The 14,478-nt window shown below is 61.8% G+C and carries 15 protein-coding genes and 1 pseudogene; 8 read left to right on the forward strand and 8 right to left on the reverse strand.

Annotated features, from left to right (window positions below):
• Positions 1–146: 146 nt before the first annotated feature.
• Positions 147–1,598: a DHA2 family efflux MFS transporter permease subunit gene (locus BSG20_RS05465; protein WP_072372073.1), complete on the forward strand. Its 1,452-nt coding sequence runs from the start codon at positions 147–149 to the stop codon at positions 1,596–1,598.
• A gap of 5 nt (positions 1,599–1,603) precedes the next feature.
• Here the strand turns inward: BSG20_RS05465 and BSG20_RS05470 are convergent.
• The 3 genes and pseudogenes from BSG20_RS05470 to BSG20_RS05480 all read right to left on the reverse strand — a co-directional run bounded on the left by BSG20_RS05470 (position 1,604) and on the right by BSG20_RS05480 (position 5,295).
• Positions 1,604–2,555, reverse strand: a pseudogene (locus BSG20_RS05470) (homocysteine S-methyltransferase family protein).
• Between the two features lie 93 nt (positions 2,556–2,648).
• On the reverse strand, positions 2,649–3,170 hold the full coding sequence (locus BSG20_RS05475) for a DUF1697 domain-containing protein (RefSeq protein ID WP_072372076.1): 522 nt from the start codon (positions 3,168–3,170) through the stop codon (positions 2,649–2,651).
• Between the two features lie 16 nt (positions 3,171–3,186).
• On the reverse strand, positions 3,187–5,295 hold the full coding sequence (locus BSG20_RS05480) for a S9 family peptidase (RefSeq protein WP_072372079.1): 2,109 nt from the start codon (positions 5,293–5,295) through the stop codon (positions 3,187–3,189).
• Positions 5,296–5,531: 236 nt separating this feature from the next.
• On the opposite strand from BSG20_RS05480, the gene BSG20_RS05485 reads away from it, so the two are divergent.
• Positions 5,532–5,921 carry a DUF930 domain-containing protein gene (locus tag BSG20_RS05485; protein WP_024313807.1) on the forward strand — a complete coding sequence of 130 codons (390 nt, stop codon included), beginning with the start codon at positions 5,532–5,534 and terminating at the stop codon, positions 5,919–5,921.
• Between the two features lie 182 nt (positions 5,922–6,103).
• Positions 6,104–6,925, forward strand: coding sequence for a polysaccharide deacetylase family protein (locus BSG20_RS05490; RefSeq protein ID WP_072372167.1), 822 nt, complete (start codon positions 6,104–6,106; stop codon positions 6,923–6,925).
• On the opposite strand, the gene BSG20_RS05495 is transcribed toward BSG20_RS05490, so the two are convergent.
• From BSG20_RS05495 to BSG20_RS05505, 3 genes are all read right to left on the reverse strand, one after another.
• Positions 6,926–8,218, reverse strand: a complete 1,293-nt coding sequence (locus BSG20_RS05495) for an NAD(P)/FAD-dependent oxidoreductase (RefSeq protein WP_072372082.1) — start codon at positions 8,216–8,218, stop codon at positions 6,926–6,928.
• A gap of 19 nt (positions 8,219–8,237) precedes the next feature.
• Positions 8,238–9,404 carry an AI-2E family transporter gene (locus tag BSG20_RS05500; protein WP_072372086.1) on the reverse strand — a complete coding sequence of 389 codons (1,167 nt, stop codon included), beginning with the start codon at positions 9,402–9,404 and terminating at the stop codon, positions 8,238–8,240.
• A 72-nt stretch (positions 9,405–9,476) separates the two neighbouring features.
• Positions 9,477–10,337: a VOC family protein gene (locus BSG20_RS05505; RefSeq protein ID WP_072372169.1), complete on the reverse strand. Its 861-nt coding sequence runs from the start codon at positions 10,335–10,337 to the stop codon at positions 9,477–9,479.
• A gap of 290 nt (positions 10,338–10,627) precedes the next feature.
• Between BSG20_RS05505 and BSG20_RS05510 the strand changes: the two genes are divergently transcribed.
• The 3 genes from BSG20_RS05510 to trhA all read left to right on the forward strand — a co-directional run bounded on the left by BSG20_RS05510 (position 10,628) and on the right by trhA (position 12,467).
• Complete coding sequence (locus tag BSG20_RS05510) at positions 10,628–11,044, forward strand: universal stress protein (protein ID WP_072372090.1); 417 nt, start codon at positions 10,628–10,630, stop codon at positions 11,042–11,044.
• A 35-nt stretch (positions 11,045–11,079) separates the two neighbouring features.
• Entirely contained in the window at positions 11,080–11,403 is a 324-nt protein-coding gene (locus BSG20_RS05515) for a TraR/DksA family transcriptional regulator (RefSeq protein WP_072372093.1), read from the forward strand.
• Positions 11,404–11,798: 395 nt separating this feature from the next.
• Complete coding sequence (gene trhA, locus BSG20_RS05520; RefSeq protein WP_072372096.1) at positions 11,799–12,467, forward strand: PAQR family membrane homeostasis protein TrhA; 669 nt, start codon at positions 11,799–11,801, stop codon at positions 12,465–12,467.
• A 63-nt stretch (positions 12,468–12,530) separates the two neighbouring features.
• On the opposite strand, the gene BSG20_RS05525 is transcribed toward trhA, so the two are convergent.
• On the reverse strand, positions 12,531–12,806 hold the full coding sequence (locus BSG20_RS05525) for a hypothetical protein (RefSeq protein ID WP_072372099.1): 276 nt from the start codon (positions 12,804–12,806) through the stop codon (positions 12,531–12,533).
• A gap of 73 nt (positions 12,807–12,879) precedes the next feature.
• Here BSG20_RS05525 and BSG20_RS05530 point away from each other — a divergent pair, with 73 nt between their 5' ends.
• Positions 12,880–13,386 carry a GNAT family N-acetyltransferase gene (locus tag BSG20_RS05530; RefSeq protein ID WP_072372102.1) on the forward strand — a complete coding sequence of 169 codons (507 nt, stop codon included), beginning with the start codon at positions 12,880–12,882 and terminating at the stop codon, positions 13,384–13,386.
• Positions 13,383–13,901 (forward strand): hypothetical protein, encoded by a 519-nt coding sequence (locus BSG20_RS05535; RefSeq protein ID WP_072372105.1) that lies wholly within the window; start codon positions 13,383–13,385, stop codon positions 13,899–13,901. The genes BSG20_RS05530 and BSG20_RS05535 overlap by 4 nt, the downstream gene beginning before the upstream one ends.
• A 16-nt stretch (positions 13,902–13,917) precedes the next feature.
• Here BSG20_RS05535 and msrB read toward each other — a convergent pair whose 3' ends face one another.
• Entirely contained in the window at positions 13,918–14,328 is a 411-nt protein-coding gene (gene msrB / locus BSG20_RS05540; protein WP_072372108.1) for a peptide-methionine (R)-S-oxide reductase MsrB, read from the reverse strand.
• Positions 14,329–14,478 lie beyond the last annotated feature (150 nt).

Below are 14,478 nucleotides of genomic sequence, written 5' to 3' on the forward strand. Positions count from 1 at the left end.
CGGGCACGGCTGCCCTTCCATATAAGCATAACGACGCCACATTTGCAGGCGTATACCAAGAGCCTCAATCCTCTTTTGGCATCACGCCATACCATACCGCGGCCACGCTTCCGCGCCGGCCACGCCATTGCGAGTGATCCCTGACGATGTCGGATCAGATCTACCAGGCGGCTGCCATCGGGCGCGCCAAGCCCAGTTTCCGCGTGATAGCGATGATCGTTGCGAGCGCCATGTTTATGGAACAGCTCGACGCAACCGTGCTGGCGACGGCGTTGCCGACCATGGCGCGCGATTTCGGCGTTAGCGCTCCGTCAATGAGCATTGCACTGACGTCCTATCTCCTCAGTCTCGCGATCTTCATTCCGGCAAGCGGCTTGATTGCCGATCGCTTCGGCTCGCGCACCGTTTTCCGCTCGGCGATCGCCGTCTTCGTCACCGGCTCCATCTTCTGCGCGCTGTCGCCCAATCTCCTCTGTCTTGTCCTAGCGCGTCTGTTGCAGGGTCTCGGCGGCGCCATGATGCTGCCGGTCGGCCGCCTCGTTCTGTTGCGCAGCGTCGACCGCAAGGACATGGTCAATGCCATGTCGTGGCTGCTGGTGCCGGCGCTGATCGGCCCGATTCTCGGCCCGCCGGTCGGCGGCCTGATCGTCACCTATCTCGACTGGCGCTGGATCTTCTATATCAACGTGCCGATCGGCATCATCGGCTTCACGCTGGTCTCGATCTTCATCGAGGATTTCAAGGGCGAGTCGAAACGTCGGTTCGATACGGTCGGTTTCATCCTCTCCGGCATCGCGCTTGGCTCCTTGCTCTTCGGTTTCGAAAGCTCCAGTCGGCCGGGCGAAGCGGCCTTTTCGCTGTTTCTCATCGCGGTCGGGGTGCTGTTCGGCATCGTCTACCTCAAGCATGCCCGCCGGCATCCGTCGCCGATCATGGATTTCTCGCTGATGAAGGTACCGAGCTTCGGCACCTCCGTTATCGCAGGCTCGCTGACCCGCATCACGCAAGGCGCGCAGCCTTTCCTACTGCCGCTGTATTTCCAGCTCGGCTTCGGCCTCTCGGCCGCCAAGGCCGGCCAGCTAGTTACCGCCGCAGCACTCGGCTCGATGGCAATGAAAGCCGTTGCGCCGCGCGTGCTGCGCCGCTTCGGCTTCCGCAACAGCCTGGTCGCGAATGGCGTCATCGCCACCTGCGGCTATGCGCTCTGCGCCGCTTTTCGGCCGGATTGGCCGTTGGCACTGATTTTCGCGATCCTCGTCATGTGCGGCTTCTTCATGTCTTTCCAGTTCACGGCCTACAATACGGTGGCCTATGACGAGATTGACCGCGACCGGATGAGCTCGGCCACCAGCTTTTACACGACCTTCCAGCAGTTGATGCTGTCGCTTGGCATCTGCGTTGGCGCGTTGGCGCTGCACACGTCGATAACGGTCAACGGCAGCGAAACGCCGCAGCTCCACGATTTCTCCGCAGCCTTCCTCTTCGTCACCGCGATCTCGATTACGGCGACCTTCTGGAACCTGCGCTTTGCGCGCAGCGCCGGTGCCGACATCAGCGGTCATGATGCCGGCAAGGCGGCACACGCCACCGAGCACTGAACCCATCAGGCGCGGGTGAGTTCCGGCAGGCATGCCGCGCAGATGGCGGCCACATGCCGGTGATCGGTGCCACAGCAGCCGCCGACGATCCTGACTTGCGGCATCGAGGACATGAGTTGTCTGTAGTGCTGTGCGAGATCGACGGGATCGCCCGCATCAAGCGTCTCGCTCTCGTCGAGATCGGCGTGGCTCATGCGTGAGGCATTGGCCCGCAGCCCGCGGATCCGTTCCGTCCAGTTTGCCTTTGGATCGAACGCCTCGGCGAAATGCGTCGGGTGGGCGCAATTGATCATGTAGTAGGCAGGTGAGCCGCCAGTTGCCGCGTCCGTCGTCTCGATCGCCTCCTGCATGCTGCGCCCGGTCACCAGCCTACCGTCGGTCTCGACCGTGAAGGAGATCGCGCAGGGCACGCCCCTGGCGGCGGCCGCCCGCGCCACGCCGATTGCCTCGTCTATGTTGGTCAGTGTGAAGGCCGTCACCATGTCGGCATCGCTTTCGGCGAAGCTGCCGATCTGGACGCTGTGGTAATCCTCGGCTTCGGTGGCATCCATGTTGCCGGCCTTGTAGCCGTCGCCGCGCGGCCCGATGGCGCCGCTGATGACGATCGGCTGTCCCGGTTGTTCGTATCTCCCGCGCAATCCCGCCAGCAGCGAGACGCTGCCCACATTGGCCGCGTGCAGCGCTTCGCGCGTGTAGCCGAGCTTCCCGGCCCAATCCGGATTGGCGCGCCATGTCGGCGTGTCGAGGATGAATCCGGCGCCGTGCTTGCGGGCGATATCGAGATAGCGGCGATAGTAGGCCTGCAGCCGGTCGCGCCCTTCCTCCGAGGCCAGCATCACAAACGATGCGAAGTGCGGCAGCTGCAATCCGTCAAGAAAGATGAAGCTTGTCTATGCCGCCATCGGTCACGAAGAAGCCGCCCTCGAGCTGCGGCAAGCTGTGTCGGTAGGTCGCCATCGTATCTCCTCAGCCGGACGAAAGACAATGCTGCGACGCAACTGATTATTTAGTATGTTCTAAAATAGGCTCCGGCGATGGTACAGCGAAATTTCAGTGGTCTTCCATCGCCGAGGCCATCTCGGCGAGCTTGCGTACCGTATTCAGGTTGCGCGCCGTTCCGGGCTTCAGGGCGGGCAGCTTGAGCTTCGATTTTCCGGAGCCGATGGGGAAGTGGACATAGATTTCGCGCCCGGCCAGAACCGCCTCTTCGCCGTCGGGCGCGACCATCGCGTCGAGAGCGTCGCTCTGTGCAGCCTCGGGCAGGAAGCTCACCAGCAGATAGTTGGGCTTGGCGTCGCGAAAGGGCGTGTTGGCGACGATCGCCTCGAGCTCCTTGCGGCTGCGGAGCATCACGCCGGGCTTCTTGCCGAGCACCTTTCCAAGCGCGCCATCCAGCTTTTGCTCGATCTCGGCTTCCCTCTCGTCGGAGCGGAACAGCACGTTGCCGCTCTGGATGTAGGTCTGCACGTCGCGGAAACCGAGCTCTTTGCAAATTGCCTTCAGCGTCGTCATGGGCAGCTTGCCCGTGCCGCCGACATTGATCGCTCTCAACAGCGCCACATAGACTGTCACGGGCTCCTCCAGCCGATTACACCTTCCCTGCAACCTTGATCGCGAAGGCGTACTCGAAGGCGATCTCCTCCAGCCGTTGGAAGCGTCCCGAGGCGCCGCCATGGCCGGCATCCATGTTGGTCTTCAGCAGGATCGGCGCCGAACCGGTCGTCTTTTCGCGCAGCCGCGCCACCCACTTTGCCGGCTCCCAATAGGTGACGCGCGGGTCCGTCAGACCCCCGAGCGCCAGGATCGGCGGATAGGCTTTCGCGCCGACATTGTCGTAGGGCGAGTAGGCGGCGATCTGCTCGTACTCGACCTTGCTCTCGATCGGGTTGCCCCATTCCGGCCATTCCGGCGGGGTCAGCGGCAGCGTGTCATCGAGCATGGTGTTCAGCACATCGACGAAGGGAACGGCGGCGATCAGGCCGGCGAACTTCTCCGGCGCCATATTGGCAACGGCGCCCATCAGCATGCCGCCGGCCGAGCCGCCTTCGGCGATGATGTTCGCGTAGGAGGTGAAGTTTTCCTGATTCAGATAGTCAGCGGCGGCGATGAAGTCTTTGAAGCTGTTGGTCTTCTTCGCCATCTTGCCGTCTTCGTACCAGCCAAAGCCCTTATCCTTGCCGCCGCGGATGTGGGCGATGGCGTAGACGAAACCGCGGTCGGCAAGCGACAGGCAGTTGGTGTTGAAGCCGGCCGGAATGGTAATGCCGTAGGCGCCGTATCCATAGAGCAGGCAGGGTGCAGAGCCGTCGAGCGGCGTATCCTTACGATAGAGCAGGGTGACCGGCACCTGTTCTCCATCCCAGGCCGGCGCGAACACGCGGCGGGTGACATAGTCGTCGGGATTGTGGCCGGAGGGCACTTCCTGCGTCTTCAGGAGGGTACGCTCGCGCGTCACCATGTTGTAGTCATAGAGCTGTGACGGCGTCGTCATCGAGGAGTAGGAGAAGCGGATGACGTCGGTGTCGTATTCCGCGGCACCCTGCAGGCCGAGCGAATAGGCCTCTTCGGCAAAGGCGATGGCGTGCTCCTCGCCGGTGCGTCGGTCGCGGATGATGATCTGCGGCAGGCCGTCCTTGCGCTCCAGCCAGAGCAGATGCCGGGCAAAAGCCATGTGGCTGATGATCAAGGTTCCGGGCTTGTGCGGCACGACTTCGCGCCAGTTCGCCTTGCCCGGGTTTTCAACCGGCGCTTCCATGATCTTGAAATCCTTGGCGTCGCCGTCATTGGTCAGGATGTAGAAGACATCGCCGCCTTCCGTCATCGAGTATTCGATGCCTTCCTCGCGCTCGGCGACAAGCTTCGGCTCCGCCGTCAGATCCTTGGTGGAGAGCAGGCGGTATTCTGACGTCTCGTGGTCGTGAATGTCGATGTAGATAAAATCGTCGAGCAGCGAACCGCCGACGCCCATGAAGAAGCCGGCGTCCTTCTCCTCATAGACCAGCCGGTCGTCGGATTGGGGCGTTCCGAGGATGTGGTGGAAGACCTTCGAGGGACGATGGTTCTCGTCGAGTGCGGAATAAAAGAAGCTCTTGCCGTCAGGTGCCCACGCGCCGCCGCCGCCGGTGTTGTCGACCACGTCGGGAAGATCCTCGCCGGTCGCTAGATCGCGGATGCGCAGCGTATAGAATTCTGAGCCCTTGTCGTCATAGCCCCAGATGCCGCGGCTGTGATCGGTCGAATGGTCGAGGCCCGCCAGCCTGAAATAGGCCTTGCCGGCCGCTTCCTTGTCGCCGTCGAGCAGAACGGCGCGGATCGTCTCGTCCTTGACGTCGCCGTTGCGGGGGGTGCGGAAATAGCGTGGCTGTTCGCCGCCGGTGACGAAGAAGGTGCCGTAGGCATAGTCCCCGTCCTTCATCGGCACGGAGCTGTCGTCCTCCTTGATACGGCCGCGCATCTCGGCAAACAGTGTCTTCTGCAGCGCCTTGGTGTCCTCCATCGCCGCGTTCATGTAGACGTTTTCGGCTTCCAGATGCTGGCGGATCGCCGGATCGAGGATTGTTGGATCCTTGAACATCGCCTGCCAGTTGTCCGCCCGCAGCCAGGCGTAGTCATCCGTGCGCGTGATGCCGTGGCGCGTATCAGAAAGCGGCTTCTTGGCGGCAACGGGCGGGTTCGGCAGGTTCTTGAAGACGGTCAATGAAGGCTCCGGATACGTGGTGTCAGGTTGGCAAGAGATAGAGGCGCGCATGCATCGGATCAAGCGCCGAACGCACCGCCGTGACAAAACCGAAGGAATGCTCACGTTGCCTTGATGTCACCACATTGTTTAAGAAAGTCCGCTACGTCGCCCGGAATTTATCCCCTGTTCGACCGTGAAAGCCCCGGTCGTCCACAGGCGATTCCGGAATGAGAATGCAAAGGAATCCTACTGTAATGCCAAAACGCCTCGTGTTGCTTCTTTCCGCATTTAGCCTTGCGGTTCCCGCGTTCGCAGTCGATCCCGCAATCAAGAAGCAACTCGAAAAGCTCGACCCCGCGACCCGGCTCGAACAGAGCTGCGACACCGAGGCGATGAGCCGAATCAACAAGGACGATACCGGCTACAGGCCCGACAAGGTCATCGCCTACACCTTCAAGGATCCCGTCCCAAGTGACAACAAGCTGGACGCACCTGGCGCCGTGTTCCGAAGCAAGGGCGACTGGTATCACCTGTCCTACACCTGCATCACCGGTCCGCAGCACATGAATGTTCGCGAGCTTGACTATAAGATCGGCGAGAAGGTGCCGAAGGAGAAGTGGGAAAAGTACTACCTCTATGATTGATCGAGGGCGGATCAGGGCGCTCGCCTGCCTTGCCTTTCTGAAGCCTTAGTCCTCAGGCATCAGCTCTTCGTTGAATGCTGGCGGCAAATCGCAGGAGCGACCGCAAGCGGCATCAGACCACATGGCGCCGGCGCGCTGGGTGCGTTATGCAGCGCTTGAACAATGAACGGCTTCTCTTTGGTATGAATCGAATTTCTCTCGCTCCGGCGCTGCTGATCGCCTCCGCCGCCTCCATCGCGGCCGCCGCCGCTGCCGCTCTCCCGCCGCAGGACACGCCCGCAATCACCGCACCACAGAACATCGCCCAGCCGCCAAAGATGGCAGCCCAGCCAAAGCTGGTGGAGCCGCATCTGCGCATTGCCCGTTCCGACGTCGAGGGCCACGCGCGCGTGGCGCTGACGTTCGACGCCTGCATGGGCAAGGCTGACGACCGCATCCTCTCGGTGCTGGTTCGCGAGCGGATCCCCGCAACCATTTTCGTCACCGCACGCTGGCTGAAGCACAATCCACAGGCGCTGCAGGTCTTCCTTGAGAACCCCGATCTTTTCGAACTCGAGAACCACGGCCAGAACCATATTCCAGCCGTGGACAAGCCGGTCTCCATCTATGGCATTGCGTCTGCCGGCTCGCCGGAGGCGGTGCGCCAGGAAGTGCAGGGTGGCGCCGATGCGATGCTCGCAGCCGGCATTGCCAGGCCGCATTGGTTCCGCGGCTCGACCGCCAAATACGACCGGTCGTCGATCGCCCAGATCCGCGAAATGGGATACCGCATCGCCGGCTATTCCGTGAATGGCGACGGCGGCTCGCTGCTCGGTGCGGCGGTCACGGAAAAGCGGATTGCCGCCGCCAAGGACGGCGATGTGGTGATCTCCCATATCAACCAGCCGACCCACGTCGCGGGCGAGGGTGTTGCCAAGGCGATCCTCGACCTGAAGGCCAAGGGCGTCGAATTCGTCCGCCTGCAGGATGTCGAGGATACCGGCGACGACCAGACGACGCAGTGATTAGTTGACGGCGCTCTGCGTGCGGTCCTCTTTGACGCTCGGACGTCCAAGTACATCCGGCGCGTCACGGTCCAGGGCGAAATCGTCGAACCAGTCGCGGTATCCTCCGCCGATCATTGCGCCGATCACCTGCGTCGCGAGATAGGAAAAGGTGATGCCGTTGCCGCCGTAGCCATAAGCGGCATAGACCTGCGGCATCGAGGGAACGGCACCAATCAGCGGCAGCCCGTCCGAAGTCTCCCCGAACGTGCCGCACCACGCCGTCGCGACGCGCGTGTCAGCCCTTGACCAGAGCCGTTTCATCTTTTCCCGGATCGTGACGATCTTCTCAGCAAGCTTGCTGTCGCGGATCGCGGGGTCGACAGTATCGTCGTCCTCGCCGCCAGCGATGATTCGCCCGTCCGGCGTCGTGCGCGTGTAGAGATAGGGATGGCTGTCTTCCCAGATCAGCACCTGGTCGCGCCACAGCATTGCCGGATCCTGCGGCATCGTTGCAAGTGCCCAGCTCGACGTCGTCCGATGCAGTTTCGGCATATCGATGCCCGGCATGGCGTAGCCGGTGGCGAGCACTGCAGTTTTGGCTTCGATGACGAACGAGCCGTCGGTCTCGGCGCTCACCCGCCCACCTTCGCTATGGAGTTTGGTGACCGAGGCGCCGATGAGACGCGCGCCTTGCTTCACGGCAATGTCCAGCAGGGCCCAGGTCAGGAGCAGCGGATCGGCCTCCGCCGAGCCGCGGGACAGGATGCCCGCATCGCGATCGAGTTCGAATTCGGTAAAGAGATCGCAATGCTCCAGATATCGGCTGGGCAGGCCCGCCTGGCGACGAAGCTCGACCTCCTTGTGCAGATCGCGGGCGCCCTCCTGGTTGCTGGTCAGGAGCAGCGACTGCCGAGGCAGCAGATTGCAGGCGATGCGATGGGCGAGGATCAGCTTGGAGAGACCTGCGACGGCGGCAGCGCTTCGCCTGTAGATACCGACGGCGCGTTCGAAACCATAGAAATGCTCGAGCTCGCTCAGCGTCCGGTCGATCTCCCATTGCAGCATGGCCGTGCTCGCCGCCGTGCTGCCGAGACCAGGCGTCTCGCGGTCGACGATGATCACGGAAAGCCCGCGTTCGGAGAGGTGCTGACCGAGCAGCGCGCCCGTGATCCCTCCGCCGATCACCATGGCGTCGACCTTGAGATTGTCTTGAAGTGGCTGGTAGGCGGGTTTCGTTCCGGCGTGGCTCCACGGGGGGATGCCACTCTTCAGCCGGTTGTGGCGGGACCCTGCAAGATTGATTTCGGCCATCTGACGCGTCTTACCTCAATTATTTCGGCAATTGCGGCTGCAGTCTCTCTTCGATGAAAAGTTCATCGATGATGGTCATGACAATCAGCGATAGTGGTAGGGCGAGCATAGCACCAACTGCGCCCCACATCCAAGTCCAGAACAGAATTGCCAGAAACACCACGAAAGGATTGATTTCCAGGCGCTTCCCCATCACCGCCGGGAAGACCAGATTTTCCATGATGAGGTGGACGATGAAGAATGCTGCGGCTGGCATGAGGCCGACCAGCAGGCCGTCATGCGTGATGATGCCGGCTATAGCCGCCGCAAGCGTCATGGAGGCAATGCCGAGATAGGGGATGAAGCTCGAAAGAAAGGCAAAGAAGCCCCAGAGCACCGGCGCTGAAAGACCGCCGAGATAGGCGATCACCATCATCATGACGCCCAGGCACAGATAGATCAACGAAGCCGTGGCGAAGTAGAAGCCGAGGACCTGTTCCACACTGTTGATCACCCGGATGGCGGCAAGCCGCTGCGGACGCGTGCGAAAGACCATGATGATCGATCTGCGCAGGCTGACACGTCCGGCAAGGAAGAGCAGCAGCGCCGCGAAGAAGATCAACGCCTGGACAAGGGCAGGGGTCAGGTTGGCGCTGATGAGATGCAGCACGTTGCCCGTATTTTCGAGGAGCTTGTCGCTCGACATCGGTCCGCCCTGGAAGGTCTCCGGCGTGATGTGCAGCCACCGGATTCGCTCGAGATAGGGCATCAGCCGGTTGAACGTCTTCTCGACGAAGGCGGGGCCCTCATTGGCAAGCGTCGTCAGCGGTCCGGCAAGCGAATTGGCAACGAGGACGATCACCAGCGCGACGCCGGTCGACAGGATGACGGCGTTGGTGATGCGCGGTACGCCGAGTCTGCTGAGCTTTTCCGCCAGTAGCCCGAGAATCATGCCAACGACAACGGCAAGCGTCACCGGAACGAGAATGAGCGACATCATGTAGATGGCCGAAAGAGCGAGCATCGCAAAGATGCCGATCACAGCCCAGGCCATGGTGATATCAAGCCCGTCCTTTTCGACGCGGTGCATCGGCGCTTGCGGCATCTCCTCCGTGTCTTGCTTCAGTTTTTCGGCCCAGGCGCTGACAGAGCGCTCGCCCATGGTGATCTTGCTGGCCTGCTTGCGGATACCGCTGGCAATTCCCATCGATGGACGATCCCCGGAAGCCCAGATGCTTCGCGACGGAAACGCACAGAACCCCTTCAGGTTCCTGAGGGGTCAGGCGCGCAGCGTCAGGCCGATACCCCAGGGGTCGCGCAGGAACACGCCACTATTGCGCTTGTCGCTCCTGATCTCGAGCTCGTCGAGCTTGGCGATGGCCTTGTCGAGCGCGGCCTTGTCGTTGAAGCGAAGGGCGTAGTCGGAAAGGCCGGTCATCCCCTCGGCACGGGCGCCGGCGCCGGCGCTGTTCCAGATGTTGGCGGCGACGTGGTGATGGTAATCGCCTGTGGCAAAGAAGCTGGCGCCGGGATAGCGCGCCATCAGCCTCAAGCCAAGCACATCGCGGTAGAATGCGTCGGCCTCCGGTATGTCGCCGACCTGCAGGTGGATGTGGCCGATTGCGGTGCCGTCGGCCATGCCGTTCCAGGTATCGTCGGGCGCAGTGTTGTAGAGCGACTGCAGATCGAGACGACGCGTGGCCATCTCCACCTGGCCGTCCGGATGGAACTTCCACTGCTCGTGCGGTCGGTCGGCATAGATCTCGATGCCGTTGCCTTCCGGGTCGGAGAGATAGATGGCCTCGCTGACCAGGTGATCGGATGCGCCGTCCAGGGCGACATTATTATGTGCGGCGTGGCGCAGCCAGCGCGCGAGCTCGGTGCGGCTGGGCATCAGGAAGGCCGTATGGAAGAGGCCGGCGGCATTGCGCGGCGCGATGCGGACATCCTTGCCCGTCGTCAGCGCCAGAAGCGGCGTGCCGCCGACGCCGAGCACGTCGCCGCTGGCGCTTTTCTCGATGACCTTCAGGCCGAGCATGGACTGGTAGAAACTGGACACCAGCGGCAGGTCGGTGACGACGAGGTGCGACTGGTCGACATAGGCAGGGCGCGTCAGGGCATAGGACGTTTCGGTGTTCATGGGCGTATCTCCTGCCTTGGCTGAGAGAGGCGTACCGGCGCTGGCGGCGAGAGCGCCGCCCGTAGCGATACCAAGGAATTTGCGCCGGTCCATATGCCTCAGAGGTCCCCTTGGCCGCTGTACTTGCTCTCTATATGGCGGATTCCGATTGTTCACAGAAGCCCTGTTTTTGATGATTGAGCGTTCGACGATCGTTGACAAAAATCCGCGCGATCTTGATCTTGATCAAAGCGCCTTATTTATCTCCTGTGAGGATGTGGTCGTGAGAAACGGCGGCGCTGGAGGCCTGCATGTACAAGAAAATCATCGTTCCAATCGAAATAGGGGCGCTGCACAGCGGCGAGAGGGCGTTGCGCAAAGCATCCACGCTCCTTGATACGGGTGGCGAGATCATTTTGCTCAACGTCGTCGAGGACGTTCCCACCTATGTTGCGATCGATCTGCCGGCCGACCTGCTGCAGAACGCGATCGATGATGCCCAGGAGAAGCTCGGAATGCTGATCCGCACGAGCGGCATACCCGCAATGATCGAAATCGGCCACGGCCGCCCGGCCCATAGCATCCTCGCCACGGCCGAAGCGCATGATGCGGATCTCATCATCGTCGCTTCCCATATCCCCGACTTCAGCAACTACTTCATCGGCGCCACCGCCGACCGTGTCGTCAGGCATGCCAAATGCTCTGTGCTGGTCGACAGGCAGCGCTAAGGAGAAAATGGCACAGGACCGATGGAGGAACTTCCATGAACGACACGCAGACATACGAGAAGATCCTACGCGACCGCCAGCGTGAGCTTGAATCGCGGCTGAGCCGCATCGACGGCGATCTCGGACGCACCAAGGAGCAGGACAGCGACGACCGCGCGGTCGAGAGCGAGAACGACGAGGTGCTGGAGGGGCTTGGCCAGGCCGGCCAGGAAGAGCTGCGCGCCATCGGCGCCGCCCTCGATCGGATCGCGAAAGGCACGTATGGCACCTGCGTCCGCTGCGGGGAGTCAATTTCAACGAAGCGTCTCGGCGCCGTGCCTTATGCCCCACTTTGCGAGGATTGCATGGGCCTGGGCTAGCACGCATTTCCACAAAGGGGCGATCCGGTCTCCGCGGCCGCCCCCTTGTGGTGCGTTTCAAGCCGCCGCCATCGCAGCGGCAGCGCGTAGCATGTCCCGAATGCTGCGTTCTTCGGCGGTAAAATCCTCGCTTGTGATGCGCCGAACTCTGCGGCGGCCTTTTTTGCGAGATGGGATGCGTTCGGCAGACGGTCCGGGCGCTCGAGCCTAAAGGAAATTGCTGAAAGCGGGCCGAATCCCGAAAATCGATTCCGATTTTCGGGATTATGTTTTCCTGTTACCTCCAGTCGATAACCGCCTCTCGTCGCTCACGAATGTTTATCGGCCTGTACACCTGTTGTGTTGCACGTATCCCGTTTCGGTGACACGATCTGAGTATTATGAGGGTTTCCTGCATGACGGAGTTCAACGGCATCCGCTGGGCTTATGACAAATACGAGCTTATCGCCGACGGCGTCGTCCACGGCGTCGGACTTGCGTTTGCGCTCATCGGCGCGACCGTTCTGATCTTTTACGCCACCCTCTGGAGTTCCCATGCCGAACTCGCCGCCGCATGGATCTACAGCATCGGCCTGGTGCTGACGATCGCCATCTCCTTCTCCTACAATGCCTGGCCGGTCTCGCGCACGAAGTGGTTCCTTCGCCGTCTCGATCATTCCTCAATCTTCATCCTGATCGCCGCCACCTACACGCCTTTCCTGGAACGCGGCGCCGACAGTCCGCTTCTGTTCGGGATGCTGATCGGCATCTGGGCGATCGCTGCCCTCGGCATCTTCCTGAAATGCGCCTTTCCCGGGCGCTTCGACAAGGTCGCCATCCTTCTCTATCTCGGCATGGGGTGGAGCGGTATCTTCGTGGCCGGGCCGGTGGCCGAGCGCGTCCCCTACGTATCGATGCTGCTGATCCTCGTCGGCGGTGTCATCTATTCTCTCGGCGTCATCTTTCACGTCTGGGAAAAGTTGCGCTTCCAGAACGCCATTTGGCACGGTTTCGTCGTGGCCGCAGCGGCCGTGCACTATTCAGCGGTACTCACCTGCTTCAGCATGGCGAGCGCGGGGCTCTGATCCCCAGCCGCGGTGGCGCAGCCAATGTCTTGTCCAGATGCTGGACCACCGGATCATATGCCTTCAGCGCCGCCTTCGGATACGCCAGCCTGAGGTATCCGAAGGCATCGTGGCAGAGAGCCATGGCGCGCGCGTAATGCGATCCTTGCGCGTGTCGGAATAGCTGGCGAACGTCCTTGAGGGCTTCGAAGAGTTGATCTGCCAGCTGTCCTGCCTGGCCATTCCGTCTGCCGATTGCAGCGTCTTGCCGTCGCCGTTGTCGGCCTCGTTGGCGATCGTGAAGCCGGCGGCGTCCGTAATGACGCTATACCCTGTCGCGGACGATCGCTTCCGTCGCACGATTTCGTCGGTTTACAACGCTGAATGCGGGGCGTATGCCGCTTGCCGGAACCGAACTGGAACTGGACCTGATATGACCGACGCCGTTCTCGTGCGCGACGCCACCGAAACCGATCTCCCAGCCATCCGCGATATCTACAACCACGCTGTCGAGCATACGACGGCGATCTGGAACGAAACACTGGTTGATCTCGACAACCGCATCGAATGGTTCAAGGCCCGCAAGGCGAAGGGATTTCCGGTCATTGTTGCCGAGAAGGACGGCAAGGTCGCGGGCTATGCCTCTTATGGCGTTTGGCGGGCTTTCGACGGCTATCGCCACACGGTCGAACACTCGGTCTATGTCGACAAGGATCGCCGCGGCGCTGGCATTGGCGAATTGCTGATGCGGGCGCTGATTGAGCGCGCCGCCGACGCCAACATCCATGTGATGATCGCCGGCATCGAGGCGGCGAATGCGGCCTCCATCAAGCTGCATGAAAAGCTCGGCTTCCGCGTTGCCGGAACCTTCTCGGAAGTCGGTACCAAGTTCGGCCGCTGGCTTGACCTGACCTGCATGGAGCTTAGGGTTACGAAGTGAGCCTTATCGTTCTCACCGGCGCTTCGGGATCGGGCAAGACGGCGATCGCCAAGGCGATTGCCGCCCGGTTCACGGGTGAGATTGATGTCTACTATTTCGATGACATCGGCGTTCCCTCGCTCGGGCAGATGACGGCGGACTATGGCTCGCCGGCGGGTTGGCAGCGAGCCATGACCTTCAAATGGCTGGGGAGTCTTGCAGAAGCTCAGCGGTCGGGCCGCAATCAACTGCTCGAAGGCCAGATGCGCCTTGCTTTCCTGGAGGAGGCGGCAAGTGTTGCCGGCATCGCCTATCGGCCGCTGCTGGCCGATTGCGATGACGAGACACGAAGGCATCGCCTGGCGGTCGAGCGCGGGCAGCCCGAGCTTGCCGACGCCGAGATGATGGCCTGGGCAGCCTTCCTCCGCCGCGAGGCAGCGGCCAAGGGCTGTGAGATACTGGACACGTCGCGCTTGTCGCTGGATGAAAGCGTTGACGCCGTCGTCGGGCGCTTTCAAGATAGTCCCGGAACTTGATCTCCGGGCCGAGGCGCTATTTCCCCGGTTCGAACACCATCGCGTGGCCGTTGATGCAGTAGCGCAGGCCGGTCGGCGGCGGGCCGTCGGGAAAGACGTGCCCGAGATGGGCATCGCACGTGCCGCAGCGGATTTCCGTGCGGACCATGCCGTAGCTCGCATCGCGATGCTCGATCACCGCGTCGGGCGAGACCGCCTCGAAATAGCTCGGCCAGCCGCAGCCGGCATCAAATTTTGTATCCGAACGGAAAAGCGGCGAATTGCAGCCGACGCAGCGATAGAGCCCGGTCTCGAACGAATCCCAGTAGGGGCCGGTGAAGGCACGCTCGGTGCCATGCTGCCGGGTGATCCGGTATTGCTCGGGCGTCAGCTGTTCTTTCCATTCCGCGTCGGTCTTGTGAACTTTGGCGATTGTCGTATCGGCCATGGCTTGTTCCTTTCGCGCCGGGGGGTACGGCTTTGATTTTCGACAGCAATGTGGTGCGGGAAACCGCAGGGATCAAGGGATGCAGATCTCGGCAAAGCGGTATGTAGGCCTGGAAGGATGCGGGCAGAACCCGTTCCCTGTGGGTATCCC

This window comes from Rhizobium tibeticum (assembly GCF_900110205.1).
Classification (GTDB): domain Bacteria; phylum Pseudomonadota; class Alphaproteobacteria; order Rhizobiales; family Rhizobiaceae; genus Rhizobium; species Rhizobium tibeticum.

Coding starts and splice junctions, on each gene's coding strand:
- BSG20_RS05530 (WP_072372102.1), top strand. CDS start 12,880: ATGACCGACGCCGTTCTCGTGCGCGACGCCACCGAAACCGATCTCCCA.
- BSG20_RS05515 (WP_072372093.1), top strand. CDS start 11,080: ATGAACGACACGCAGACATACGAGAAGATCCTACGCGACCGCCAGCGT.
- BSG20_RS05510 (WP_072372090.1), top strand. CDS start 10,628: ATGTACAAGAAAATCATCGTTCCAATCGAAATAGGGGCGCTGCACAGC.
- msrB (WP_072372108.1), bottom strand. CDS start 14,328: ATGGCCGATACGACAATCGCCAAAGTTCACAAGACCGACGCGGAATGG.
- trhA (WP_072372096.1), top strand. CDS start 11,799: ATGACGGAGTTCAACGGCATCCGCTGGGCTTATGACAAATACGAGCTT.
- BSG20_RS05500 (WP_072372086.1), bottom strand. CDS start 9,404: ATGGGAATTGCCAGCGGTATCCGCAAGCAGGCCAGCAAGATCACCATG.
- BSG20_RS05465 (WP_072372073.1), top strand. CDS start 147: ATGTCGGATCAGATCTACCAGGCGGCTGCCATCGGGCGCGCCAAGCCC.
- BSG20_RS05495 (WP_072372082.1), bottom strand. CDS start 8,218: ATGGCCGAAATCAATCTTGCAGGGTCCCGCCACAACCGGCTGAAGAGT.
- BSG20_RS05485 (WP_024313807.1), top strand. CDS start 5,532: ATGCCAAAACGCCTCGTGTTGCTTCTTTCCGCATTTAGCCTTGCGGTT.
- BSG20_RS05505 (WP_072372169.1), bottom strand. CDS start 10,337: ATGAACACCGAAACGTCCTATGCCCTGACGCGCCCTGCCTATGTCGAC.
- BSG20_RS05490 (WP_072372167.1), top strand. CDS start 6,104: ATGAATCGAATTTCTCTCGCTCCGGCGCTGCTGATCGCCTCCGCCGCC.